The sequence below is a fragment of the Streptomyces sp. SID13726 genome (assembly GCF_010548375.1).
GTDB lineage: Bacteria > Actinomycetota > Actinomycetes > Streptomycetales > Streptomycetaceae > Streptomyces.
The window spans coordinates 387745-411937 of sequence record NZ_JAAGLY010000005.1 but is presented as its reverse complement, the minus strand read 5'-3'; the positions used below and the strand labels follow the sequence as shown (position 1 = coordinate 411937).

Sequence of the window (24193 nt, the reverse complement as noted above, 5' to 3'; positions counted from 1 at the left end):
CAACGTGACCCTCAAGGTGTGCCGGGAAGTCTGGTCGGCAAGCGGTTCCGCCCTGCCCACCGACCGGAGGTCCCCCTGATGCCCGCGCCCACCCGCAAGGTCCTCGGACGTCTCTCCCTCCCCGAGCGGACCTTCGTCGCGGACGCGCTGCGCACCGAGACGGTCGGCGGTGTGCTGCTGCTCGGTGCCGCGATCACCGCGCTGATCTGGGCCAACGTCCCCGCACTGCGCGACAGTTACGAGAGCGTCAGCGACTTCCATCTCGGCCCCGCCGCCCTCGGCCTCGACCTCTCGGTGGCGCACTGGGCCGCCGACGGGCTCCTCGCGGTCTTCTTCTTCGTGGCCGGGATCGAACTCAAACGCGAACTGGTCGCCGGTGACCTCAAGGACCCCCGGGCCGCCGCGCTCCCCGTGGTCGCCGCCCTGTGCGGGATGGCCGTACCGGCGCTGGTCTACACGCTCACCAACGTCACCGGCGGCGGCTCCCTCGCCGGCTGGGCCGTGCCCACCGCCACCGACATCGCCTTCGCGCTCGCCGTGCTCGCCGTCATCGGCACCTGGCTGCCGAGCGCGCTGCGCGCCTTCCTGCTCACCCTCGCCGTCGTCGACGACCTCTTCGCGATCCTGATCATCGCGGTCTTCTTCACCGCGGACATCGACCTCGCCGCGCTCGGCGGCGCGTTCGCCGGCCTGGTGGTCTTCTGGGTGCTGCTGCGCAAGGGCGTGCGCGGGTGGTACGTCTACGTCCCCCTCGCGCTCGTGATCTGGGCGCTGATGTACAACAGCGGCGTGCACGCCACCATCGCCGGTGTCGCGATGGGCCTGATGCTGCGCTGCACCACGCGGGAGGGCGAGACGCGCTCCCCCGGCGAGCACATCGAGCATCTCGTACGACCTGTCTCGGCGGGCCTGGCCGTCCCGCTGTTCGCCCTCTTCAGCGCCGGTGTCTCGGTCTCCGGGGGCGCGCTCGGCGATGTCCTCACCCGGCCGGAGACGCTGGGCGTGGTGCTCGGGCTGGTTGTCGGCAAGGCGCTCGGCATCTTCGGCGGGACGTGGCTGACGGCACGTTTCACCCGGGCCTCGCTCAGCGACGACCTCGAGTGGGCCGACGTGTTCGCGGTGGCGACCCTGGCCGGCATCGGGTTCACCGTGTCGCTGCTGATCGGGGAGCTCGCCTTCGACGGCGACGCCAGGACGACCGACGAGGTCAAGGCCGCCGTACTGGTGGGCTCGCTGATCGCGGCCGGACTCGCGACCGTGCTGCTGAAGCTGCGCAACACCAAGTACCGCAGGCTGTATGAGGCCGAGGAGCGCGACGAAGACCTCAGCGGCGTGCCGGACATCTACGAGCAGGACGACCCCGCCTACCACCTCAGGATGGCCGAGATCCTCGAACGCAGGGCCGCCGAGCACCGGCGGATCGCCGAGCTCAAGACCGCCGAGCGGCTTGCCGAAGTGGCGGGCGGGGCAAGCGCCGAGGACGACCGTCGGGCATGATCTGACGGGACGGTACAAAAGACACGGCACACAAAGAGTCCCAGTGAATAGGGAGACCGCGATGAGCGCACCCGACGGCAGCCCGGTCGGCGCCGAACGCAGCATCGGCCAGCTGTTCGCCTCGGCGACGACCGAGATGTCGGCGCTGGTGCACGACGAGATCGCGCTGGCCAAGGCCCAGCTGAAGCAGGACGTCAAGCGCGGCGCGGTGAGCGGCGGCATGTTCAGCGTGGCCGGCGCGGTCCTGGTGTTCTCCCTGCCGATGCTCAACTTCGCGCTGGCGTACGGCATCAGGACCTGGAGCGGCTGGAACCTCGCGGTCTGCTTCCTGCTGTCCTTCGCGGCCAACGTCCTCGTCGCGGTCGTCCTCGCGCTGATCGGCGTCGTCTTCGCGAAGAAGGCGCAGAAGGGCAAGGGCCCGCAGAAGGTGGCCGCCTCGATGAAGGAGACGGCGGGCGTGCTCCAGAACGCCAAGCCGCACACCCGTTCGGACGGTTCGGACGCCAAGGCGCTGGAGGAGCGGGTCCGCGAGGCCAAGGCCATCGAGGCTGTGGCACGCTCGTCGTCATGACGGATCCCGCCACACCCTCGGCGCAGCAGCAGGCCTCGGTCGTACGCCCGGACGGTCCCTGGACCCACCGGGACGTGGCCGCCAACGGCGCCCGCTTCCACATCGCCGAGGTGGGCGACGGCCCGCTGGTCATGCTGGTGCACGGCTTCCCCCAGTTCTGGTGGACCTGGCGCCACCAGCTGGAGGCGCTCGCCGACGCCGGCTTCCGGGCCGTGGCCATGGACCTGCGCGGCGTCGGCGGCAGCGACCGCACCCCGCGCGGCTACGACCCGGCCAACCTCGCCCTCGACATCACCGGCGTGATCCGCTCGCTGGGCGAGCCCGACGCCGCGCTGGTCGGCCATGACCTCGGCGGCTATCTGGCGTGGACGGCGGCCGCGATGCGCCCGAAGCTGGTCCGACGGCTCGCCGTCACCTCGATGCCCCACCCCCGGCGCTGGCGCTCGGCGATGCTCTCCGACGTCAAGCAGACACGCGCCGGTTCCTACATCTGGGGGTTCCAGCGGCCCTGGATCCCGGAGCGCCGGCTGACCGCCGACGACGGGGCGCTGGTGGCCGAGCTGATCCGGGACTGGTCCGGCCCGCGGCTGCCGGACGACGACGCGGTGGAGACGTACCGCAAGGCCATCTGCATCCCCTCGACGGCCCACTGCTCGATCGAGCCGTACCGCTGGATGGTCCGCTCCCTGGCCCGTCCCGACGGCATCCAGTTCAACCGGCGCATGAAGCGGCCGGTGCGGGTGCCCACGCTGCATCTGCACGGCTCGCTGGACCCGGTGATGCGGACGCGGAGCGCGGCCGGGTCCGGGGAGTACGTCGAAGCGCCGTACCGCTGGCGGCTGTTCGACGGGCTCGGGCACTTCCCGCACGAAGAGGATCCGGTCGCGTTCTCGACAGAACTGATCAATTGGCTGAAGGATCCCGAACCCGATCGGTGACCGAACGGCCACTTGCCCGGTGCATACGCCGATTGGGGGGCGTGGGGGAGGTTATCGACCTTGGGGCAGGGGCACACGTCGGGGTATGGGCTGGACGCACGACTACGGTGACGCAGCACGCAATCGACGCTCGGGCAGCGGCCTGAGCTCCCACCATCAGGGCGGTGCCCCGCAACTGCCGGGCGGCACGGACCTCAAGGTGGGCATCCCGCGCATCCTGCGCCGCCGGGCCCGCTGGGTCTCGGTACGGCTGCGTCACCCCCGAGGCTGACGCACCCCGCCGACCCTCCTCACAGCGCGCAGCTGTCGCTGTCCACCTGCTGGTTCGCGGTACGCCCCTGGGCGATGTCCTGCTGGATCTCGTCCGCGGTGAGCGCGTACCCGGTGTCGGGGTCGTCGAGCGACTTCGCGAAGACCACGCCGTACACCTTCCCCTCGGGGGTGAGCAGCGGGCCGCCGGAGTTGCCCTGACGGACGGTCGCGTAGAGGGAGTACACATCGCGGCTGACGGTGCCGCGGTGGTAGATGTCCGGGCCATGGGCGTCGATACGGCCGCGCACGCGCGCGGAGCGGACGTCGTACGCCCCGTTCTCCGGGAAGCCCGCGACGATCGCGCTGTCCCCGCTGCCGGCGTCCCGGGACGTGAACTGGAGCGCGGGCGCGTCCAGATCGGGTACGTCCAGTACGGCGATGTCGCGCTGCCAGTCGTAGAGGACGACCGTGGCGTCGTACTTGCGGCCCTCGCCGCCTATCTGGACGGTGGGTTCGTCGACGCCGCCCACGACATGCGCGTTGGTCATGACCCGGCGGTCGCCGAAGACGAAGCCGGTGCCCTCCAGGACCTTGCCGCAACTCTGCGCGGTACCCATGACCTTGACGATGGAGCGCTGGGCGCGGGCGGCCACGGCGCTGCCCGCGAGCTTGGGGTCGGGCGGCTGGACCTCTTTGATGGGCTCGTTGGAGAACGGGCTGAAGACCTGCGGGAAGCCGTTCTGCGCGAGGACCGAGGTGAAGTCCTTGAACCAGGTGTCGGCGTCGGACGGCAGCGCCTCCTGCACGCCGAGCAGCACCTTGGAGCCGCGGACCTCCTTGCCGACCGTCGGCATGGTGGTCTGCGCGAGGGTGGCGCCGATCAGCCAGGCGACCAGGAGCATGGCGAGGACGTTGACCAGGGCGCCGCCGGTGGCGTCCAGGGCGCGGGCCGGGGACCAGGTGATGTACCGGCGCAGCTTGTTGCCGAGGTGCGTGGTGAGGGCCTGGCCGACGGAGGCGCAGACGATGACGACGACCACGGCGACCACCGCGGCGACCGTGCCGACCTCGGCGTTGTCGGTGAGCGCGTCCCAGAGGACGGGGAGGGTGTAGACGGCGACGAGACCGCCGCCCAGGAACCCGATCACCGACAGGATGCCGACGACGAAGCCCTGGCGATAGCCGACGATCGCGAACCACACGGCGGCGACCAGCAACAGGATGTCCAGCACGTTCACCGGTTCAAGCCTCGCCTCATCACTTCGCGCTCACTACAGGTCGGCCGGGGTGCGGCCCGTCGTGCAGCGGCAATCGGATACAGCGTCCCCCACATGGACGCGGCACGGGGTTCACCCTGTCATGCGCGCCAGTCGAGCGGGACCTGCTTGTCCCGGTCCCAGGGGCGCTCCCAGCCGGCGTAGTGCAGGATGCGGTCGATGATTCCGGCGGTGAAGCCCCAGACCAGGGCCGATTCGACCAGGAATGCCGGACCTCGGTGGCCGCTGGGGTGGACGGTTGTCGCACGATTGTCGGGATCCGTGAGATCCGCCACGGGAACGGTGAAGACCCGGGCGGTCTCGTTGGGATCGACCACGCCGACCGGGGTCGGCTCGCGCCACCAGCCCAGCACCGGGGTCACCACGAAGCCGCTGACCGGGATGTACAGCTTGGGCAGGACGCCGAAGAGCTGGACGCCGGAGGGGTCGAGCCCGGTCTCCTCCTCGGCCTCGCGCAGGGCTGCCCGCAGCGGCCCGTCGCCCTTCGGATCGCCGTCCTCCGGGTCCAGCGCGCCCCCGGGGAACGACGGCTGCCCGGCATGGGACCGCAGCGAACTCGCCCGCTCCATCAGCAGCAGCTCGGGCCCGGACTCGCCCTCCCCGAACAGGATCAGCACGGCGGACTGCCGCCCCGCACCGCTCTCCGGCGGCAGGAACCGGCTCAGCTGCCGGGGCTCGACGGTCTCCACGGCCCGCACGACGGGGTCCAGCCAGCCGGGCAGCCCCTTCTTGCTGACCACCACGGGCCCGCCCTGCGTATCACTCGCGTGCGTCATCGCCACCCCCGTTGTTCTGTATGTCCCAACGCCTCAGGGGGCGTAGATCGTTCCGGTCGGGAGGAGGAGGCAGGGGGGAGGGAGAGTGGACGGGGAGGGGCCGGTCGGGGGGTGGGTGCGGGAGTGGGGCGAGCTTCAGGCGTCCGGGCGTCAAGAGCGTGAGCGGCGGCTTGGGGTGTCCGGGCGCCGGGCCCTTGAGCGGCGGCAACTTGAAGCGTCCACGGGGCACGCGCACGCAGGCCACGCGCACGCGTGCGGCGGGGTTGCGGTGCCCGCGAGGCACGGGCGTGGGCGGCACGGGCACGAGGCGTCTGCGCGCCCCACGCGCCCGGGACGCAACCCGTTCCCGGCCACCACGCGCACGCGTACGCCTCTCCGCGAGACAGCCACACCCCTTCCGCCGTGCTCGGCCACCCGAGGGCACCCCCGCCAAGGCACTCACTCCGCCCACCGGGACTTCCCGCCCGGAGGCTCCCACCCAGCCGACGGGCCTCACCCGCCTCACGACACCCGAACCCCGGCCCCGCGCCCGGCACCGACACCGGCCCCAGGCCTGGCACCGGCACCGGCACCGGCACCGACCCGCCACCCCCCGCAGCCCCTCCCCGCACAACCCTCACAACCGTCCTCCGCCCCCTCACCCGGCCCCCAGCGGCGGCGCGGCCTTGCCGCCGGCGTCCAGGTAGGACTGCGGGGGATTCAGGCGCTGCCCGGGGAAGCCGCCCTTCTCGTACTTGAGGAGCTTCTGGGCCTTCTCCGGGTCCGTCTCGCCCTCGCCGTAGGCCGGGCAGAGCGGGGCGATGGGGCAGGCGCCGCAGGCCGGTTTGCGGGCGTGGCAGATGCGGCGGCCGTGCCAGATGACGTGGTGCGAGAGGTCGGTCCAGTCGCTCTTGGGGAAGAGCGCGGCGACGGCGGCCTCGATCTTGTCGGGGTCGGTCTCGTCGGTCCACTGCCAGCGCCGGACCAGCCGCTGGAAGTGCGTGTCCACGGTGATGCCGGGCCGCCCGAAGGCGTTGCCGAGCACCACGAAGGCGGTCTTGCGGCCCACTCCGGGCAACTTGACGAGGTCTTCGAGCCGTCCCGGGACCTCACCCCCGAAGTTCTCCACGAGGGCCTTCGACAGCCCTATGACCGACTTGGTCTTGGCCCGGAAGAACCCGGTGGGCCGGAGGATCTCCTCGACCTCCTCGGGGTTGGCCGCGGCCAGGTCCTCGGGGGTCGGGTACCTGGCGAACAGCGCCGGGGTCGTCTGATTGACCCTCAGGTCGGTGGTCTGGGCCGACAGGACGGTGGCGACGACGAGTTGGAACGGGTTGACGAAGTCCAGCTCGGGGTGGGCGTACGGAAACACCTCCGCCAGCTCACGGTTGATACGACGGGCACGCCGGACGAGCGCGGTGGTCGACTCACCCCGCACCGGCTTGACGGCGACCTTCTTGACCGACGCGGGCTTGGCCGAGGCCGACTTGGCCGACGCCGACTTGGCAGCCACCTTCTTCGCGCCGGCCGTCGCCGTCTTCACACCAGCCGTCGTCTTCTTCACACCGGCCGTCGCCTTCTTCGCGGCAGCCTTCGTCGCGGCCTTCTTCCTCACAGCCGCCTTCGCCGGAACGCCCGTCTCCACAACCTCCGGAACCTTCTTCACCACAGCCCTCTTTGTCGCTTTCGCCGCTTTCTCCTCACCGCCGGAGCCTTGTTCGCCCACAGCGGAATCCCGACGTACAACCACCCGCCCAGCCCCCTCGGCCTGCGCTCTCACCGGCGATTTGGACACCCGGCCAGCCTAAAGCCCGGCACCGACAATCGCCCCGGACCCGGGGGATCGGCCCCCGATTGGACCCCTGCCGCTTACCCGTGGACAGGTGTGCGGCATCCTTGTGACAGATCACACTGTTTGGACCGTCCGGCAAAATGGGCACCGGGTTCCCCTGGTACCAAGGGGGAACAAGATCCCCTGAGCAGGTCGACAAGGAGAGAACTCGTGGACGACGTTCTGCGGCGCAACCCGCTCTTCGCGGCACTCGACGACGAGCAGTCCGCGGAACTGCGCGCCTCCATGAGTGAGGTGACCCTCGCGCGAGGCGACTCCCTGTTCCACGAGGGCGACCCGGGCGACCGGCTCTACGTCGTCACCGAGGGCAAGGTCAAGCTCCACCGCACCTCCCCGGACGGCCGCGAGAACATGCTCGCCGTGGTCGGCCCCGGCGAACTGATCGGCGAACTGTCCCTGTTCGACCCGGGCCCGCGCACCGCGACCGCGACCGCGCTGACCGAGGTCAAGCTGCTGGGCCTCGGCCACGGCGACCTCCAGCCCTGGCTGAACGCCCGCCCCGAGGTGGCCACCGCCCTGCTGCGCGCCGTCGCCCGCCGACTGCGCCGCACCAACGACGCGATGTCCGACCTGGTCTTCTCGGACGTCCCCGGCCGCGTGGCCCGCGCCCTGCTCGACCTCTCGCGCCGCTTCGGCGTGCAGTCCGAGGAGGGCATCCACGTCGTCCACGACCTCACGCAGGAGGAGCTGGCCCAGCTGGTCGGCGCCTCCCGCGAGACGGTCAACAAGGCTCTCGCGGACTTCGCCCAGCGCGGCTGGCTGCGCCTGGAGGCCCGCGCGGTGATCCTCCTGGACGTGGAGAGGCTCGCCAAGCGCTCACGCTGAGCGCGCACAGTAGTCGTACGACGTCGAAGGGCCCTGCCGAACCGCGGGGCCCTTCTCGTATCACCAGGGGTGGGGATGTACGAGGACAGGGCACCGGAGTCGGTGTGGCGGGGGCCGTGGTGGCGGCGGTCGGCGCAGCGGCTGTGGAGATCGGCGGGCGACAACGGCGACCGGGGCGGCAGACCGCTGCGCCTGTGGGCGACGGAGGACGCCGTCGTGGTCGTCCGCTTCGACCGGGTGCAGGCGTTCCGGAGCGCCACGGGGGCGCCGCTGTGGACCTGGCGGCCGCCCGGCGAGGAGGTGGTCGCCCTGGCGTCCGCCGACGTCCAGGACGGCCTGGGGCTGGTCCTGCACCACGACGACGGCGCCCGTGAGACCAAGCAGTACGGCCTGACCGCGCTGGACCTCGGCACGGGCCGGGTCGAGTGGCACCGGGACCAGGACCCGCAGGACCTGGGGTCGCTCCGGGACGCGGCCCTCGGCGGCGGCCGACTCGCCGTTTCGACGGGCTGGCAGCAGCCCGTCCTGCGCACGCTCGACGCGCACAGCGGCGAGACCCTGAGCGAGCGCCCGCTGCCCGGCACGCGCGCGGAGAGCGCCTCCGTCCTGCTCGCCGAGCCGTTCGTCCTGCTGGTGAAGGGACAGGGCGCCCGGAGCCGGCCGCGCCTGCTGGTGACGCGCGGCACCGACGACGAGGCGACGATCAAGCTGCCGCCCGGCTGCGCACGGTTCGGCGAGCGGCTGGCGGTGACCGGTGACGTCCTGGCGATCGGCCTGGTGCCCACCGACACGGACGACCGGGACGAGGGCACCCGCATCGCGGGCTTCTCCCTCACCTCCGGGGAACAGCTCTGGGACTGGCAGGGCAGGGGATCGTCGTACGCCACCGTCCTGGCCCACCGGGGCTGGTTCCTGGTCCTGCACAGCTTCGGCGACCGGCTGAGCGTCCTGGACCCCGCCGACGGCCGTGCCGTGGCCCGCCGCCGGGTGCGGGGCTACGGCTTCCATTCGCAGGCCGCCGCGGCCGGGGACCTGATCGTCCTGGGCAGCGACTCCAGCGAGGACGACAGCCGGCTGCGCGCCTTCCGCTGGCGCTGACCTCCGCCGCCCCGCCCGGGGCCGTAAATGAGCTGTCCCGGGCCCCGCCCCCGGGCACAGTGATCCCATGGCCGCCGAAACCGTTCCCCCCGTCGCCCCCAAGGGTCTCGACGCCCAGGGCTTCATCGAGCGCGAGGGCTCCCTCGGACGGGTCCCGCACGCCTTCCGGCCGGTCGTCGCAGCCGCCCGCGACCGGGTGCTCGACCTGTTCGGACCGAGGCTGCACAGCGCCTACCTCTACGGCTCGATCCCGCGCGGCACCGCGCGCGTGGGACACAGCGACCTGGACCTCCTGATCGCCCTGCGCGACGAGCCGACCGACACCGACCGCAAGGCCGTGGACGCGCTCGGGGAGGCGCTGGACGGGGAGTTCCCGCAGATCGACGGCGTCGGAACGCTCCTGTACAGCCGCGATCTCCTCCTGAGCGACCTGGAACGCCACGACATGGGCTGGTTCGTGGCCTGCCTCTGCACGCCCCTCCTCGGCGACGACCTGGCGGAGTACCTCCCCCGCTACCGCCCCGACACCCTCCTGGCCCGCGAGACCAACGGCGACCTGGCCCTCCTGCTCCCCCGCTGGCGCGAACGCGCCGAAGGGGCGGACTCCGACGCGGCCCTGCGCCGCATGGTCCGCCACACCTCCCGCCACCTGGTCCGCACCGCGTTCACCCTGGTCATGCCCCGCTGGAACGGCTGGACGAGCGACCTGGACGAGATGGCCGAGATCTTCGCCGCGTACTACCCGGCCCGCGCGGACCAGCTCCGCGAGGCGGCCGTACGGGGCCGTGCCCCCGTCGGAGAGAAGGCCGTACTACGGACGTACCTCGACGACCTGGGCCCCTGGCTGGCGAACGAGTACACGCGCGTGCACGGCACGAAGACCCCTAGATGAGCCCGTGCTCCTCCAGATACTCCAGCTGGGCCCGGACGGACAGCTCGGCGGCGGGCCACAGGGAGCGGTCCACATCGGCGTACACATGTTCTACGACGGCACCGGGCGACCGGAGTCCGTCCTCCACGGCCGTCTCGACCTGGGCCAGCCGATGGGCCCGGTGGGCGAGATAGAACTCGACGGCCCCCTGGGCGTCCTCCAGGACGGGCCCGTGCCCCGGCAGGACGGTGTGCACGCCGTCGTCCACGGTGAGCGACCGCAACCGCCGCAGGGAGTCCAGATAGTCGCCCAGCCGACCGTCAGGATGGGCCACGACGGTCGTACCGCGCCCGAGGACGGTGTCTCCGGTCAGGACGGCCTGATCGGCCGGGAGATGGAAGCACAGCGAGTCCGCGGTGTGCCCCGGAGTCGGAACAACCCTGAGCTCCAGCCCGCCGACCCGCACCACGTCCCCGGCCCCCAGCCCCTCCTCCCCCAGCCGCAACGCCGGATCGAGGGCCCGCACCCTGGTCCCGGTGAGCCCGGCGAACCGAGCGGCGCCCTCGGCGTGGTCGGGATGGCCATGCGTGAGCAGGGTCAGGGCTACCCGCTTCCCGGCCGCCTCGGCGGCACCGATGACCGCCCTGAGGTGCCCCTCGTCGAGCGGCCCGGGATCGACGACGACGGCCAGCTCCGAGTCCGGCTCCGACAGGATCCAGGTGTTGGTGCCGTCCAGGGTCATCGCGGAGGCGTTGGGCGCGAGGACGTTGACGGCCCGCGGGGTGGCGGGACCCGAGAGGACCCCGCCCCGCGGCCGGCCGGGCAGAGCTGCGGCGTCGGTCATGCGGTGGCTCCCCCGCTCGGGATGTGCTTGGTGAACTCGTCGTGCCCGGGCCAGGACAGCACGATCTCCCCGTCCTCCAGCCGGGCCCGCGCGAGCACCGGGCTCAGGTCGCGCAGGGGCGCGGCGGCGAGGACGTCGGCGGCGGAGCCGTACCCGGCGATCTGCCGCAACGTGGCGATGGTGGGCGGCATCATCAGCAGCTCGCCCTTGTCGTAGCCCTCCGCCGCCTCCTGGGGCCGGATCCACACCGTGCGGTCGGCCTCCGTGGAGGCGTTGCGGGTGCGCTGCCCCGCCGGAAGCGCGGCGGCGAAGAACCAGGTGTCGTACCGCCGGGGTTCGAACTCCGGGGTGATCCAACGCGTCCACACCCCGAGCAGATCCGACCGCAGCACGAGCCCCCGCCACTCCAGGAACCCGGCGAACGAGACCTCCCGAGCGACCAGGGCGGCCCGGTCGGCCTCCCACTCCTCACCCGTGGTGTCCCCGACCACCGACTCACCGGTCGGCCCGGCGAGCAGCACGCCCGCCTCCTCGTACGTCTCCCGCACGGCCGCACAGACGATCGCCTGAGCCGTCGTCTCGTCCACCCCGAGCCGATCGGCCCACCACGCGCGCGTGGGCCCCGCCCAGTGGATCTGGTGCTCGTCGTCCCGAGGGTCCACCCCACCACCGGGATAGGCGTACGCCCCTCCCGCGAAGGCCATCGAGGCTCGCCGCCGCAACATGTGAACGACGGTCCCGGCCGCCGTGTCCTTCAGCAACATCACCGTGGCAGCCCGTCTCGGCTCGGCCGGCCGCAACGTGCCGTCCGCCAGCGCACGGATACGGTCCGGCCATTCCGCTGGGTACCACTGCCCGTTTGCCATGGCCGGAGGCTAACTCCTGGGGAGCGGATGTTCGAGACCGAGCGCCTATGAGGGTGCCTCGATGTGTGGTTTGGCGGGTGCGGGTGCGTTGTGGCTGGTCGCGCAGTTCCCCGCGCCCCTAGCTAGCTGCAGCGGACCTGCACCCACGACGGGCCGTCAGTCGCGTACGGCGCGCAGGGGACGGGGTGGGGGGTGTCCGCCCGCAGCGGCCGGCGTCCAGAACCGAGCACCTCTGTAAGCGACCGAGCCGCCGGACCGAGGACGGATACCCCCCACCCCGGCCCCGACCCACAACGCACCAGCACGCGCTACACACGCCCCCACCGAAGCCGAGCGGGCCGCCGCAGGCATCCAGGGGCGCGGGGAACTGCGCAAAACGCCCGCCCCCACCGCACCCGCAGACGACATCACGCCACAGAAGTCAGCTCCACCTGGACCTCGACCTCCACCGGCGCGTCCAACGGCAGCACCGCGACCCCCACCGCACTCCGCGCATGCACCCCCTTGTCGCCGAGCACCTCACCCAGCAACTCACTGGCGCCGTTGATGACCCCCGGCTGCCCCGTGAAGTCCGAGGCCGAAGCGACAAACCCCACGACCTTCACCACCCGCGCGACAAGATCGAGATCCCCCGCCACGGACTTGACCGCCGCCAGAGCGTTCAGCGCACACGTCCGCGCCAACGCCTTCGCCTCCTCGGCGGTGACCTCCGCCCCCACCTTCCCGGTGACCGGAAGCTTCCCGTCGACCATCGGCAACTGCCCCGAGGTGTACACGTACACCCCCGACCGCACGGCCGGCTGGTACGCGGCCAGCGGCGGCACGACCGCCGGCAACGTCAGCCCCAGCTCCGCGAGCCGGGCCTCGACCGCCCCGCTCACGCCGACTTCTCCCGCTTCAGGTACGCCACCAGCTGCTCGGGGTTGTTCGGCCCGGGCACGACCTGCACGAGCTCCCACCCGTCCTCGCCCCAGGTGTCCAGAATCTGCTTCGTGGCGTGGACGAGCAGCGGCACAGTTGCGTATTCCCACTTGGTCATGCGGCCGACTTTAGCCCCTGCTCACCCACAGCCCGTGCCCGCGTTGTCCACAGCCTCCTGCTTAGCTTCCCCGCCGACTGGTTACGCTCGAATACGTGAGCAGGCTCCAGGTCGTCAGCGGCAAGGGCGGGACCGGAAAGACCACGGTCGCCGCAGCCCTCGCGCTGGCTCTCGCCACCGAGGGGAAGCGGACGCTTCTCGTCGAGGTCGAGGGCCGCCAGGGAATCGCGCAGCTCTTCGAAACGGAGACGCTGCCCTACGAGGAGCGGAAGATCGCCGTCGCTCCGGGGGGCGGGGAGGTGTACGCACTGGCCATCGACCCCGAACTGGCCCTTCTGGACTACCTCCAGATGTTCTACAAGCTGGGCGGCGCGGGCCGAGCCCTCAAGAAACTCGGCGCGATCGACTTCGCCACCACCATCGCGCCCGGCCTCAGGGACGTCCTCCTGACGGGCAAGGCGTGCGAGGCGGTCCGCCGCAAGGACAAGTCCGGCCGGTTCGCCTACGACCACATCGTGATGGACGCGCCCCCCACGGGCCGTATCACCCGCTTCCTGAACGTGAACGACGAGGTCGCGGGCCTCGCCAAGATCGGCCCGATACACAATCAGGCGCAGGCCGTGATGCGGGTGCTGAAGTCCAAGGAGACGGCCGTCCACCTGGTGACGCTCCTGGAGGAGATGCCGGTCCAGGAGACCGCCGACGGCATCGCCGAACTGCGGGCGGCCCGTCTGCCGGTGGGCCGGATCGTGGTGAACATGGTGCGCCCTGAGGTGTTGGACAGGGACGACCTGGAACTCGTAAGGACCGTCCGTCGTCCGGCCGTGGCGAAGGCGCTGTCCGCGGCCGGGCTCGGCGGCGCCCGCCGCGGCGGCAACGCCGAGAAGCTGGTCGACCCGCTGATCCGGCAGGCCGAGGAGTACGCCGAGCGGTACGCGCTGGAGCACGAGCAGCGCTCGGTCCTCGGCGGGCTGGACCTGCCGCTGCACGAACTGCCCCTGCTGACCGAGGGCATGGACCTGGCGGGCCTGTACGAACTGGCCACCGAGCTGCGGAAGCAGGGGATGTCATGAGCCCGGAACCAGCCCGTCCCACCCGCACCCGGCAGGACCCGCACCCCACCCGCACCCCGCAGAACCCGCACCCGGACCGCCACCACCGCCTCTCGCCGGCCCCCGTGCTGGACCTCGATCCGCTGATCGACGACCCGAAGACCCGCATCGTGGTGTGCTGCGGCTCGGGCGGCGTGGGCAAGACCACGACCGCCGCGGCGCTGGGCCTGCGCGCGGCGGAGCGGGGCCGCAAGGTCGTCGTCCTCACCATCGACCCGGCCCGCAGGCTCGCCCAGTCCATGGGCATCGACTCGCTCGACAACACCCCGCGCCGGGTGAAGGACGTCGACGGCGAGGGCGAACTGCACGCGATGATGCTCGACATGAAGCGCACCTTCGACGAGATCGTCGAGGCGCACGCTGACGCCGAGCGGGCGGCCGCGATCCTGGGCAACCCGTTCTACCAGTCGCTCTCGGCGGGCTTCGCGGGCACGCAGGAGTACATGGCGATGGAGAAGCTCGGGCAGCTGCGGGCCCGGGACGAGTGGGACCTGATCGTCGTCGACACGCCTCCGTCGCGCTCGGCGCTGGACTTCCTGGACGCGCCCAAGCGGCTGGGGTCGTTCCTCGACGGCCGGCTGATCCGGCTGCTGACCGCCCCGGCCAAGCTCGGCGGCCGGGCCGGCATGAAGTTCCTGAACGTCGGGATGTCGATGATGACCGGCACCCTGGGCAAGCTGCTGGGCGGCCAGCTCCTCAAGGACGTCCAGACGTTCGTGGCCGCGATGGACACCACCTTCGGCGGCTTCCGCACGCGCGCGGACGCGACGTACAAGCTGCTCCAGGCGCCCGGCACGGCGTTCCTGGTGGTCGCGGCCCCGGAGCGGGACGCGCTGCGCGAGGCCGCGTACTTCGTGGAGCGGCTGGCCGCGGAGGACATGCCGCTGGCCGGTCTGGTGCTCAACCGCGTCCACGGCAGCGGCGCCGACCGGCTCTCGGCCGAGCGGGCGCTCGCCGCCGCGGAGAATCTCGAAGCCGCCGCCGACCATGCCGAGGCCGCGGAGAATCCTGAAGCCGCCGACAATCCGGAGGCCGCGGAGACTCTCGAAGCCGCCGACCATCCCGAGGCCGCGGAAAATCTTGAAGAGCCCCGCATTGTCGATCAGGAGGGCGGGAAAGCTGGACTTCGTAACTCTCCCGACACGTACGGCAGTTCAGAATCGCCCGCACCCCAGCTCGCGCCCCAGCCCGTACCCGGTGACCCGGCAGCCGAGTCCGACTCCCCCGTCGACCCGGACCGCACCGTCGATCAACTCACCGCAGGCCTGTTGAGGCTGCACGCCGACCGTATGCAGCTGCTCTCCCGCGAGCAGCGCACGCGTGACCGCTTCACCGCGCTCCACCCCGAAGTGGCGGTGGCCGAAGTCGCCGCGCTGCCCGGCGACGTGCACGACCTCGCGGGGTTGCGGAACATCGGGAACCGGCTCGCGGCCGGGCGGCCTGAGCTGCCCGAACCAGGTACCGGCGACAGCTGAGCCGGTACCGCGAACCGAGGGCCGCGCCCTCAGCTCACCGCCGCGTAGTTCTCGTAGATCTCGTCGTCCTCGAGGGGCAGGATGCCGACCCCTCGCTCGTACTCGACGCGCGCCGTCTCCAGCAGCCTGCGCCACGACGTGACCGTCGGCCGCCGGCGCAGCAGGGCGCGGCGCTCGCGCTCCGTCATGCCTCCCCACACGCCGAACTCGACGCGGTTGTCCAGCGCGTCGGCGAGGCACTCCGTGCGTACCGGACATCCGGTGCACACTGCCTTCGCCCTGTTCTGCGCTGCTCCTTGAACGAACAGTTCATCCGGATCGGTAGTGCGGCAGGCCGCCTGCGCACTCCAGTCGGTTACCCAGCCCATACCGGCGCCGTCCTCTCCCGAATCGAGGCTCCCCCACGGCGGCAGCGGCATATTCACCGCCGCCAGTTGAGGACGTTACGGAAGGCGGGCACAGCGCAACACCCCCTTCGGGCCCAATCTTGAATGGCCCGAACGGACTATGCGTAAGCGGCAGATCACCCGGGGGAGTGAGCCTGCGACATACATGACTATCCCGGCAAACCAGGACACTTGTCTTGCGTCACAACGGGCACCTGATGACACACGAGGCGGATTCGGACACGCCCCCACCAAAAAAGTCGGGGAACCTCCGGAACGATTCGGGGTCGCCGGACGTATTGATACGTGGCCCTACTGCTGTGACAGTTGAGAGCAGCTTAGGCCAAGGCCTGTGCGCGTGTCCGGCGAATGAGTAGGTCGACGCCGCGCGGTGTCGTGCCCGCGTACGGCCGCCCGAACATCCCGAGGAGTGACCGCTCCCTCGGAACGCTCATGAGTACGGATTAGGCTGCCCCCTATGTCGAAGAAGCGCTCGGGCGGGGGCCTGTCGCCCACGCAGCAGGCCGCCAAGTTCCTCGGTGTCAGTGTTCTCGCGGGAGCGGTGATGGCCGGCATCGCGCTGCCCGCGGCCGGCGCGCTGGGGCTCGCGGCCAAGGGGTCGGTGGAGAGTTTCGACGAACTCCCGGCCAACCTGAAGACCCCACCGCTGAGCCAGCGCACCACGATCCTCGACGCCGAGGGCGGCACCATCGCCACCGTGTACTCGCGCGACCGCACGGTGGTCGACCTCAAGGACATCTCGCCGTACATGCAGAAGGCGATCGTCGCCATCGAGGACTCGCGCTTCTACCAGCACGGCGCGGTCGACCTGAAGGGCGTGCTGCGCGCGCTCAACAAGAACGCCCAGAGCGGCGGTGTCTCCCAGGGCGCCTCGACGCTGACGCAGCAGCTCGTGAAGAACGTCGCGGTGGAGGAGGCCGGTGACGACCCGACGAAGGTCGCCCAGGCCACCCAGCAGACCATCGGCCGCAAGATCCGCGAGCTGAAGTACGCGATCCAGCTCGAAGAGGAACTCGGCAAGAAGAAGATCCTCGAGAACTACCTGAACATCACCTTCTTCGGCCAGCAGGCCTACGGCGTCGAGGCCGCGTCCCAGCGCTACTTCTCCAAGCACGCCAAGGACCTCACCCTCGAACAGTCGGCGCTGCTCGCCGGCATCGTGCAGTCCCCGAGCCGCTACGACCCGGTCAACGACGAGGCCGAGGCCACCAAGCGCCGCAATGTCGTGCTCCAGCGCATGGCCGAGGTCGGCGACGTCTCCCAGGCAGAGGCCGACAAGGCCAAGCAGCAGCCGCTGGGCCTGAAGGTCAGCAAGCCGAAGAACGGCTGCATCACGGCGGTCAAGGGCGCGGGCTTCTTCTGCGACTACGTCCGTGAGGTCTTCCTGACCGACCCGGTCTTCGGCAAGACCCAGGAGGCCCGGGCCAAGGTCTGGAACCAGGGCGGCCTGACGATCCGCACCACCATGGACCCGCAGGCCCAGGAGTCGGCACAGGACTCCATCAAGGAGCACGTCTACCAGGACGACGACGTGGCCACCGCCGCCACCATCGTCCAGCCCGGCACCGGCAAGATCCTGGCGATGGGCCAGTCACGGCCGTACGGCATCAACAACAAGAAGAACGAGACGACGCTCAACCTCTCGGTCGACCAGAGCATGGGCGGCGGCGCGGGCTACCAGCCCGGTTCGACGTTCAAGCCGATCGTGGCCGCGGCCGCCATAGAGGGCGGCATGCCGGCGACCAAGGTGTACCCGTCGCCGTACGAGATGGACTACCCGGCACCCGTCCAGGAGTGCAACGGCGGGGTGTGGAACGAGAAGGGCGTCCCGGTCGCCAACGAGAACGAGTCCGAGGTGGGCCCGTACTCGATGAAGGAGGCGACCGCGAAGTCGGTCAACACCTACTACGTGCAGCTGATCAGCGACATCGGCATCTGCCCGGTGACCGAGATGGCCACGAAGATGGGCGTCGAGCGCGCCGACGGCCGCAAGATCCAGCAGGCCCCGTCGATCGCCCTGGGCACCCAGGAGATGTCCCCGCTGACGATGGCGAACGCGTACGCGACCTTCGCCTCGCGCGGCATGTACTGCACCCCGGTCGCCATCGAGTCGATCACCCAGCGGGTCGGCGAGCAGTCGAAGTCGCTCCAGGTGCCGAAGTCGACCTGCTCGCGGGCGATGTCGGAGACCACCGCGGACACCATCAACACGCTCCTGAAGGGCGTGGTCGAGGACGGTACGGGCACCCAGGCCGGCCTCAGCGGACGCGCCAGCGCCGGTAAGACCGGTACGACCGACGAGCGCTACGCCGCCTGGTTCGTGGGCTACACCCCGAACATGGCCGGCGCGGTCTGGGTCGGCGACCCGGCGCACAAGCGCAAGATGCAGCAGATCACCATCGGCGGCGTCTGGCACACCAAGGTCTTCGGTGGCGAGGTTCCCGGCCCGATCTGGCGCGACATGATGAGCGGCGCCCTGGAGGGCAAGGACGCCCCGAACTTCAACCTCGTCAACATCCCGGACCCGCCGAAGAACAGGGGCGACGGGAACGGCAACGGGAATGGGAACGGCAACGACGACGGGGACAACGGCGACGACAACGGCAACAACAACGGCGGCAACGACAACGGCGGAACCGGCGACGACGGCAACACCACCTTCCCGGCGCCGACGTTCTCGATCCCGGAGAACTTCATCCAGGGTCAGAGCAATGGGGGCGGGCGGGGACGCGGCTGAGGTAGCCGACATGGCTGACTCCACCGACTCCGCCGACTCTGCCCACACGGCCGAGACGTGAGACGGCCCCTTCATCGCCGTACGGAATGCGTTCCTACGGTGATGAAGGGGCCGTTCGCGTGCTGCCGACCGGTGTGGGGGCCGGGGTGGGTCGGGCGGTGCCAGTGGCCCGGGGTCGAGCGTGGACTGCCGGTCGGATTGGTCCGCCGGGGTCGGTCAGCCGGCCAGGAGCTTCTTGACGGCGGCGGCGACGCCGCCCCCCTCGGCGAGGCCCGCGACCTTCGGGTTCACGATCTTCATGACGGCGCCCATGGCCCGCGGCCCCTCGGCGCCGGCCGCCCGGGCCTCCTCGACGGCCTGGGCCACGATGTCGTTCAGCTCGTCGTCGCCGAGCTGCTTGGGCAGGTACTCGGCGAGCACCACGCCCTCCGCCTTCTCGCGCTCGGCGGACTCGGCGCGACCACCCTGGGCGAAGGCGTCCGCGGCCTCACGGCGCTTCTTCGCCTCCTTGGTGATCACCTTGAGGACCTCGGCGTCGGAGAGCTCGCGCTTCTCCTTGCCGGCGACCTCTTCGGTGGTGATCGCGGCGAGCGTCATCCGCAGCGTCGAGGAGCGCAGCTCGTCACGCCCCTTGATCGCGGCGTTGAGGTCTTCCTGGAGCTTCGACTTGAGCGTGGTCATGCGTCCGATTGTCGCAGGTACGGTGCGCCGGGCGCCCGCCCATTTACCGTGCGGACGGCGGCCGGTCAAGGATGCCGCCCGGATCTGACACGATGGAGGCATGCGCGCGCGATACGGAGTTCCCTTGGGAATCGCGGCGGTTGGCGCCGCCGGACTGGCCTACTCCGCGGGTTTCGAAGCCCGCTCCTTCCGCCTGCGACGGGTCACGGTCCCCGTCCTGCCGGCCGGCATGCGCCCGCTGCGGGTGCTCCAGGTCTCCGACATCCACATGGTCGGCGGCCAGCGCAAGAAGCAGCGCTGGCTGCGCTCGCTGGCGGGCCTGCGCCCGGACTTCGTGATCAACACGGGCGACAACCTGTCGGACCCGGAGGGCGTCCCGGAGGTCCTGGACGCGCTGGGCCCGCTGATGGAGTTCCCGGGCGCGTACGTCTTCGGCTCGAACGACTATTACGGCCCCAAATTCCGCAACCCCGCCCGCTACTTGTACGAGAAGGCCCAGGGCCGCCACGGCCTGAACGGCAACGCGCCCGCCGTGAGCGTCATCCACAACCCGTGGGAGGACCTGCGGGACGGCTTCGACGCGGCGGGCTGGCAGAACCTCACGAACACCCGGGGCATGCTCAAGATCGAGGGCGTGTCGGTGGAGCTGACGGGCCTGGACGACCCGCACATCAAGCGGGACCGGTACGCGGAGGTGGCGGGCGGCCCGTCGGGCGCGGCGGACTTCTCGATGGGCGTGGTGCACGCGCCGTACCTGCGCGTCCTGGACGCGTTCGCGGCCGACGCGTACCCCCTGATCCTGGCCGGCCACACCCACGGCGGCCAGATCTGCCTCCCCTTCTACGGCGCCTTCGTGACCAACTGCGACCTGGACACGGACCGGGTGAAGGGCCTGTCCCGGCACACGGCGGAGGGCCGGACATCGTATCTGCACGTGTCGGCGGGGTGCGGGGCGAACCGGTACACGCCGGTGCGGTTCGCTTGTCCGCCGGAGGTTACGTTGCTGACGTTGGTGGGGCGGGGGTAGGGCGGGCGCTGCGGGTGTGTGGGTGGGCCGGTGTGTGGATGAGCCGGTGTCTGGGTGAGCCGGTGTCTGGATGAGCCGGTGTCTGGATGGGCGCTTGGGTGGGTGTGTGTGCACGCGGGTGGGTGGGGTGTACACGTGAGCGGGTGTGCACGTGAGCGGGGATTAACCCGCACGGCCCGCCCGTATCGCCCCTTTCATCCCGCCTGCCTAGCGTGAGGGCATGACCGCGCCGATACCGAGGGACATCCCGGACCTTCCCGCAGTCCCGGGCATGCCCGCCTTCCTGCCCTCGCCCGTCCCCGCCACGGCGGTGGTGGCTCCCGTACGCCACCGACTGGCCGCCGCGTACCGAGTGCTGGTGGCCCTGACGGCCGCCGCAACCGTGACCGTGGAGCTGCTTTTGAGCGGCCCGGTCCGAGCGCTGAGCTACTTCTCCGTGCAGAGCGCGATCCTCCTGGCGGCGGTGCTCCTGCTGTCGGCCCGCAGAGCGTGGAGCGCCCGGCGCCCGCTGCCGTCCGCGCTGACGGGAGCGGTTCTTCTCTACGCCACGATCACGGCGCTGGTGTACCACCTGCTCCTGGCGAACGCGTCGAGCCCCTTCTCCCTGACGGGCGAGGCGGCGGCCCCGACAGGCTGGCACGCGGTGACCGGGCACCTGCTCCACACGGTGATCCCGGCGGCGGCCGTGGCGGACTGGCTGTTCCTGACACACCCCGACCGCCTGCACCTGCGCCAGGCGGCGAGCTGGCTCCTCTACCCCCTGGCCTACCTGGCGTTCTCCTTCACCCGAGGCGAACTGATCCCCCCGGGCACCGCCGGCCGCTACCTCTACCCCTTCCTGGACGTCGACCTCCACGGCTACAAGAGTGTCCTCGGCAACGCCCTCCTCCTCGGCCTCTCCTTCTACGCCCTCGCGATCCTCCTGGTAGCCCTCGACCACACCCGCCCGAACCCCATCCGCCACCGCCCCAAAACCGGATTTCGTCTCCAGCCACCAGTGGGCTAAAGTAAACGACGTCGCCGCGACAAGCAGCGACGATCGGGGTGTAGCGCAGCTTGGCAGCGCGCTTCGTTCGGGACGAAGAGGTCGTGGGTTCAAATCCCGCCACCCCGACAGTGAAGTACCAGTTCAGGGGCATGATCCGCGAGAGCGGGTCATGCCCCTGAGTGGTTTCCAGGGCCAGTTGAGAGAGAGCCAGGAGAAGATCTTGGAATCTCTCTCCCAGAGGCCACCCACTGGGGTGGGCACAGACGCTCCCACAAGAGGTCGTGCGCAGGGCCACGGGAGACAGTGGTGGACTCGGCCGAGCGTGTCGACTGGTCCCTCGCGCTAGAAACTCGAAGAGCGCCGTCCTTCAGCTAAAGGGCGGCGGGGGCCTTCTTGTACCAGCCGGTGATAACGCCTACCAGGTGGACGATATTCTGCGTCCGCATGATCGGTGCCGAAGCGTTCGGCTCGAAGTCAGCGTTGGCCCCGGTTGTACGCCAGATGCTGGTCTCGGAAACCGGCGCAGCCATGTGCGGGTCGAGGCGCTTGAAGAACTCGGCGATGTCGTCGAGCTCGACCGGATTCTCGCCCGCTCGCAGTTCTCGGAACACGCCACCGAGAACGCGAAGCATACCCACCGAGCCGAGCAGCGAGGCCCGGCGTACTTCCTGGGCCATGGTGAGATCGCCAGGATGACGCTCCGCCTCGGGGTCGTCCTCGGTGAGGGCAGCGAGGTCGGTGAAGGCGTTGGAGATAACGTCCAGGAAGTCCTTGACCTGCTCGATCACCTCACCGTCAGTGAGAGTCTGCTCGGCCTTTTTACTGATCCGGCCGCCGGCACCGGCGATGACGGCACGAGTGATGTCGGCAACGTGCTTGGCACCCATGAAGTTGGGGTTCTTAAGAGTCATGCGATCCTGCTCGGCGTCGACTCGGCCCTTCAGCAGCGGGTGGTCGATGACGTCGGACAGGGTACGGTTGGCGACCTTGTAGCTGTCGAACCGGGCGCGGACGGCACTGCTGATGCCCTTGGCGTTGTCGGCAACGTCCACGAACATCTGCTGAGACTTGATCGGGTCCGGCTCGACATAGATGTCAAGGCCGACGTACTCGGCCTTGAGCCGATTCATCTGGCCAATGAGCTTCTCGCGCTCGGCCCCGAGTTTCGCGGCCTTCTCCTGGCTGACCTTGCGAGCCAGCTCGCGATCGACCGCGGAGATGGCGTCCGTGATGCGCTGCTTCTCGATGGCAACGCCCAGTACACGGTGTTGGCCGTCGATGGTCCGCAGGCTGGAGATGCCTCCGATCGCCCACGGAACGACGAGGTAGCCGACGGCGCCCTGATCATCCACCTTCTCGAAGGTGCATCCACCGCCATCCCGGGCCAGCAGGGCAGGGGCCACCCAGTCCTGCTTCGTGTCGAGGTACTCACCGAAGTGCTTGGCGTGAAGTCGGTCGACCTTGCGGTTGTCCTTGTCGACGTTGTTCGGATCGGGGACAGGGAGGATGGTCGGAAGGTCGAGGAGGGGAACGCGCACGCTGTAGACCGTGCGGCCGCCCTGAGGCGTCCTGATGGCGAGGTACGTGCTGGAGTCCTGCGGCTTGGACAGGCGCAGCGTGTCGACGGAAATGCTCACAAGAAGCCCCCCAATGGGATAGCCACACACTCGGCTGGCGCAGCAACAACCCAATCATCGCGTCCAGCTGGTAATCAGGGCGAGTAATTTATTGTTATTCAGACTAAGTTGGTGAATGCTGAAATCAAGTTGTAGATAAGAGGCTGATTTTGATCACTATTGACCGACCACGCCCATCGGTCTCACCGGCCACCAGGTCATAGAGAAGGGCAAGCGCGCAAATGGGATGAGCGCTCCATCGTGGCCCGGTAGCTGGTTACTGAGCTTGAACTCGTGATGTCGTCCGGGTGAGAGATAGGCCGGTTCCGGCGAGGCATCCGTCGATGAGGTGGGGGCGGTACTGGATCTTTCGCATGCCGTGGCGGATGGTCTGGATGAGGTGTTCGGGGGTGGTGAAGGCGGTGTTGGACAGCCAGCCGCGCCGCAGCAGGGACCAGATGCCCTCGACCGGGTTGAGGTCGGGTGCGTAGGAGGGCAGCTGGTAGACGGTCAGCCAGTCCTGCCGGGCGGTGAACTGCCGCATTCCGTAGGCGAGATGGACGTTGAGGTTGTCCCAGACGAGCACGATCGGGCCGCCGAGCTGCTGGTGGGCGGTGATGAGCAGGTCGCGGTAGTCGGTCCAGGCGAAGCTCTTGCGTCCGTCGCGCCGGCCGTCGTCGTGGCGCGGCCGGTAGATCAGCCGGGAGCGTTCGCCAGGCTTGTAGCAGGTCAGTGTGGCGATGGAGATACGGCGGCGGGAGCGGCCGCGGACCCGGATGACCGGGGTCTGTCCGCGCCTGGCCCAGGTGCGGGCGGTCGGCGGCGTCATCGAGAAGCCGGACTCGTCCTCGAAGACGATCCACGCCCCGAGCGCCGCCGCGGTGCTTCCACGTGCGGCCAGGTCTCCTTCACCCAGCCGCAGATCGCCTCCTCGTCACGCTCGACGGCTCTCCTGGCCGGGATCTGGCAGGAGAAACCGTGCCGGATCAGCAGCTTCCGCACTCCTTGCAGGGTGTAGCTCTTGTGGAACCGGCGGCCGATCACGGTCTTGACCCTGGACAGCGTCCACCGCTGATCCGGCCAGCCGTGCGCGACCGGGCCCTTGGCCAACTCCGCCTCCAGCTGCACGAACTGGGCCTCGCTCAACCTGGGTGGTGATGCCGGCCCGGTCGAGCGCAGAGCCCTCGGACCGCCCTTGTCTCAGGACCTGCGCCACCGCTGCACCGACCGGACGCTGACCCGTAACTCCTTTCGCGATCGCCGAACTCGGCTCACCCTGGTTGAACCGCTCAGCCGCCCTCACCCTGATGCCCTCGCGGAACTGCCGGCGCTCGTCCGACAGACCGCCGCCCTGCGCATACCTCATAAGAGACGGCGTACCGCGAGGATCAAGCTCTGTCACCGGCTACGACAATCCGAGTTCAAGGTCAGTAGGCTTTCCACACATGCGCAAACCGCCGGTCGA

The 24193-nt window shown here is 70.1% G+C and carries 23 protein-coding genes, 1 tRNA gene and 1 pseudogene; 13 read left to right on the top strand and 12 right to left on the bottom strand.

Annotated elements, in window-relative coordinates; translation table 11 throughout:
- The first annotated feature begins 78 nt into the window (after nucleotides 1-78).
- The 4 genes from nhaA (at nucleotide 79) to G3I78_RS16130 (ending at nucleotide 3277) form a co-directional block, all read left to right on the top strand.
- On the top strand, nucleotides 79-1497 hold the full coding sequence (nhaA, locus tag G3I78_RS16145) for a Na+/H+ antiporter NhaA (RefSeq protein WP_164424881.1): 1419 nt from the start codon (nucleotides 79-81) through the stop codon (nucleotides 1495-1497).
- Nucleotides 1498-1558: 61 nt separating this feature from the next.
- Entirely contained in the window at nucleotides 1559-2068 is a 510-nt protein-coding gene (locus G3I78_RS16140; RefSeq protein ID WP_164424879.1) for a phage holin family protein, read from the top strand.
- On the top strand, nucleotides 2065-3006 hold the full coding sequence (locus G3I78_RS16135; RefSeq protein ID WP_164424877.1) for an alpha/beta hydrolase: 942 nt from the start codon (nucleotides 2065-2067) through the stop codon (nucleotides 3004-3006). The genes G3I78_RS16140 and G3I78_RS16135 overlap by 4 nt, the downstream gene beginning before the upstream one ends.
- Nucleotides 3007-3091: 85 nt before the next feature.
- On the top strand, nucleotides 3092-3277 hold the full coding sequence (locus tag G3I78_RS16130) for a hypothetical protein (RefSeq protein WP_164424875.1): 186 nt from the start codon (nucleotides 3092-3094) through the stop codon (nucleotides 3275-3277).
- A 19-nt stretch (nucleotides 3278-3296) separates the two neighbouring features.
- Here G3I78_RS16130 and G3I78_RS16125 read toward each other — a convergent pair whose 3' ends face one another.
- The 3 genes from G3I78_RS16125 to nth form a co-directional block, all read right to left on the bottom strand.
- On the bottom strand, nucleotides 3297-4496 hold the full coding sequence (locus G3I78_RS16125; RefSeq protein WP_164424873.1) for a MarP family serine protease: 1200 nt from the start codon (nucleotides 4494-4496) through the stop codon (nucleotides 3297-3299).
- Nucleotides 4497-4615: 119 nt separating this feature from the next.
- Complete coding sequence (locus G3I78_RS16120) at nucleotides 4616-5311, bottom strand: CoA pyrophosphatase (protein ID WP_164424871.1); 696 nt, start codon at nucleotides 5309-5311, stop codon at nucleotides 4616-4618.
- Between the two features lie 637 nt (nucleotides 5312-5948).
- Nucleotides 5949-6956 (bottom strand): endonuclease III, encoded by a 1008-nt coding sequence (gene nth / locus G3I78_RS16115; RefSeq protein WP_343243770.1) that lies wholly within the window; start codon nucleotides 6954-6956, stop codon nucleotides 5949-5951.
- Nucleotides 6957-7292: 336 nt separating this feature from the next.
- Here nth and G3I78_RS16110 point away from each other — a divergent pair, with 336 nt between their 5' ends.
- From G3I78_RS16110 to G3I78_RS16100, 3 genes are all read left to right on the top strand, one after another.
- Nucleotides 7293-7967, top strand: coding sequence for a Crp/Fnr family transcriptional regulator (locus tag G3I78_RS16110; protein ID WP_015658871.1), 675 nt, complete (start codon nucleotides 7293-7295; stop codon nucleotides 7965-7967).
- A gap of 75 nt (nucleotides 7968-8042) precedes the next feature.
- Nucleotides 8043-9065: a PQQ-binding-like beta-propeller repeat protein gene (locus G3I78_RS16105; protein WP_164424867.1), complete on the top strand. Its 1023-nt coding sequence runs from the start codon at nucleotides 8043-8045 to the stop codon at nucleotides 9063-9065.
- 67 nt (nucleotides 9066-9132) lie between these two features.
- On the top strand, nucleotides 9133-9957 hold the full coding sequence (locus G3I78_RS16100) for a nucleotidyltransferase domain-containing protein (RefSeq protein ID WP_164424864.1): 825 nt from the start codon (nucleotides 9133-9135) through the stop codon (nucleotides 9955-9957).
- On the opposite strand, the gene G3I78_RS16095 is transcribed toward G3I78_RS16100, so the two are convergent.
- The 4 genes from G3I78_RS16095 to G3I78_RS16080 form a co-directional block, all read right to left on the bottom strand.
- On the bottom strand, nucleotides 9950-10780 hold the full coding sequence (locus G3I78_RS16095) for an MBL fold metallo-hydrolase (RefSeq protein WP_164424862.1): 831 nt from the start codon (nucleotides 10778-10780) through the stop codon (nucleotides 9950-9952). The two genes, G3I78_RS16100 and G3I78_RS16095, sit on opposite strands and share 8 nt — an antisense overlap.
- On the bottom strand, nucleotides 10777-11646 hold the full coding sequence (locus tag G3I78_RS16090) for an NUDIX hydrolase (protein ID WP_164424860.1): 870 nt from the start codon (nucleotides 11644-11646) through the stop codon (nucleotides 10777-10779). Before G3I78_RS16090 ends, G3I78_RS16095 begins: the two co-directional genes overlap by 4 nt.
- 407 nt (nucleotides 11647-12053) lie before the next feature.
- On the bottom strand, nucleotides 12054-12527 hold the full coding sequence (locus G3I78_RS16085) for a RidA family protein (protein ID WP_164424858.1): 474 nt from the start codon (nucleotides 12525-12527) through the stop codon (nucleotides 12054-12056).
- The gene (locus tag G3I78_RS16080; RefSeq protein ID WP_075033571.1) at nucleotides 12524-12685 is read right to left on the bottom strand and encodes a DUF4177 domain-containing protein; all 162 of its coding nucleotides are present in this window, start codon (nucleotides 12683-12685) and stop codon (nucleotides 12524-12526) included. The genes G3I78_RS16085 and G3I78_RS16080 overlap by 4 nt, the downstream gene beginning before the upstream one ends.
- A gap of 95 nt (nucleotides 12686-12780) precedes the next feature.
- On the opposite strand from G3I78_RS16080, the gene G3I78_RS16075 reads away from it, so the two are divergent.
- Both G3I78_RS16075 and G3I78_RS16070 read left to right on the top strand, forming a co-directional pair.
- A complete protein-coding gene (locus tag G3I78_RS16075) occupies nucleotides 12781-13758 on the top strand; it encodes an ArsA-related P-loop ATPase (protein ID WP_164424856.1) in 978 nt (325 codons plus the stop codon).
- Nucleotides 13755-15272, top strand: coding sequence for an ArsA family ATPase (locus tag G3I78_RS16070; RefSeq protein WP_203615005.1), 1518 nt, complete (start codon nucleotides 13755-13757; stop codon nucleotides 15270-15272). Before G3I78_RS16075 ends, G3I78_RS16070 begins: the two co-directional genes overlap by 4 nt.
- A gap of 29 nt (nucleotides 15273-15301) precedes the next feature.
- On the opposite strand, the gene wblA is transcribed toward G3I78_RS16070, so the two are convergent.
- Complete coding sequence (wblA, locus tag G3I78_RS16065; RefSeq protein WP_203615084.1) at nucleotides 15302-15640, bottom strand: transcriptional regulator WblA; 339 nt, start codon at nucleotides 15638-15640, stop codon at nucleotides 15302-15304.
- A 496-nt stretch (nucleotides 15641-16136) separates the two neighbouring features.
- Between wblA and G3I78_RS16055 the strand changes: the two genes are divergently transcribed.
- Nucleotides 16137-18416 carry a transglycosylase domain-containing protein gene (locus G3I78_RS16055; protein ID WP_164424854.1) on the top strand — a complete coding sequence of 760 codons (2280 nt, stop codon included), beginning with the start codon at nucleotides 16137-16139 and terminating at the stop codon, nucleotides 18414-18416.
- A gap of 216 nt (nucleotides 18417-18632) precedes the next feature.
- On the opposite strand, the gene G3I78_RS16050 is transcribed toward G3I78_RS16055, so the two are convergent.
- Nucleotides 18633-19097 (bottom strand): GatB/YqeY domain-containing protein, encoded by a 465-nt coding sequence (locus G3I78_RS16050; RefSeq protein WP_164424852.1) that lies wholly within the window; start codon nucleotides 19095-19097, stop codon nucleotides 18633-18635.
- 100 nt (nucleotides 19098-19197) lie between these two features.
- Between G3I78_RS16050 and G3I78_RS16045 the strand changes: the two genes are divergently transcribed.
- The 3 genes from G3I78_RS16045 (at nucleotide 19198) to G3I78_RS16035 (ending at nucleotide 21238) form a co-directional block, all read left to right on the top strand.
- Nucleotides 19198-20124, top strand: coding sequence for a metallophosphoesterase (locus tag G3I78_RS16045; RefSeq protein WP_164424850.1), 927 nt, complete (start codon nucleotides 19198-19200; stop codon nucleotides 20122-20124).
- A gap of 220 nt (nucleotides 20125-20344) precedes the next feature.
- Entirely contained in the window at nucleotides 20345-21130 is a 786-nt protein-coding gene (locus tag G3I78_RS16040; protein WP_164424849.1) for a Pr6Pr family membrane protein, read from the top strand.
- Nucleotides 21131-21164: 34 nt separating this feature from the next.
- Nucleotides 21165-21238: transfer RNA gene (locus tag G3I78_RS16035), tRNA-Pro, on the top strand.
- Between the two features lie 245 nt (nucleotides 21239-21483).
- On the opposite strand, the gene G3I78_RS16030 is transcribed toward G3I78_RS16035, so the two are convergent.
- The 3 genes and pseudogenes from G3I78_RS16030 to G3I78_RS16020 all read right to left on the bottom strand — a co-directional run bounded on the left by G3I78_RS16030 (nucleotide 21484) and on the right by G3I78_RS16020 (nucleotide 24094).
- Nucleotides 21484-22749 carry a DNA sulfur modification protein DndB gene (locus tag G3I78_RS16030; protein WP_164424847.1) on the bottom strand — a complete coding sequence of 422 codons (1266 nt, stop codon included), beginning with the start codon at nucleotides 22747-22749 and terminating at the stop codon, nucleotides 21484-21486.
- Between the two features lie 256 nt (nucleotides 22750-23005).
- Nucleotides 23006-23557, bottom strand: a complete 552-nt coding sequence (locus G3I78_RS16025; protein WP_239157839.1) for a transposase — start codon at nucleotides 23555-23557, stop codon at nucleotides 23006-23008.
- Nucleotides 23554-24094: pseudogene (locus G3I78_RS16020) on the bottom strand (winged helix-turn-helix domain-containing protein). The gene G3I78_RS16025 and the pseudogene G3I78_RS16020 overlap by 4 nt, the downstream one beginning before the upstream one ends.
- Nucleotides 24095-24193 lie beyond the last annotated feature (99 nt).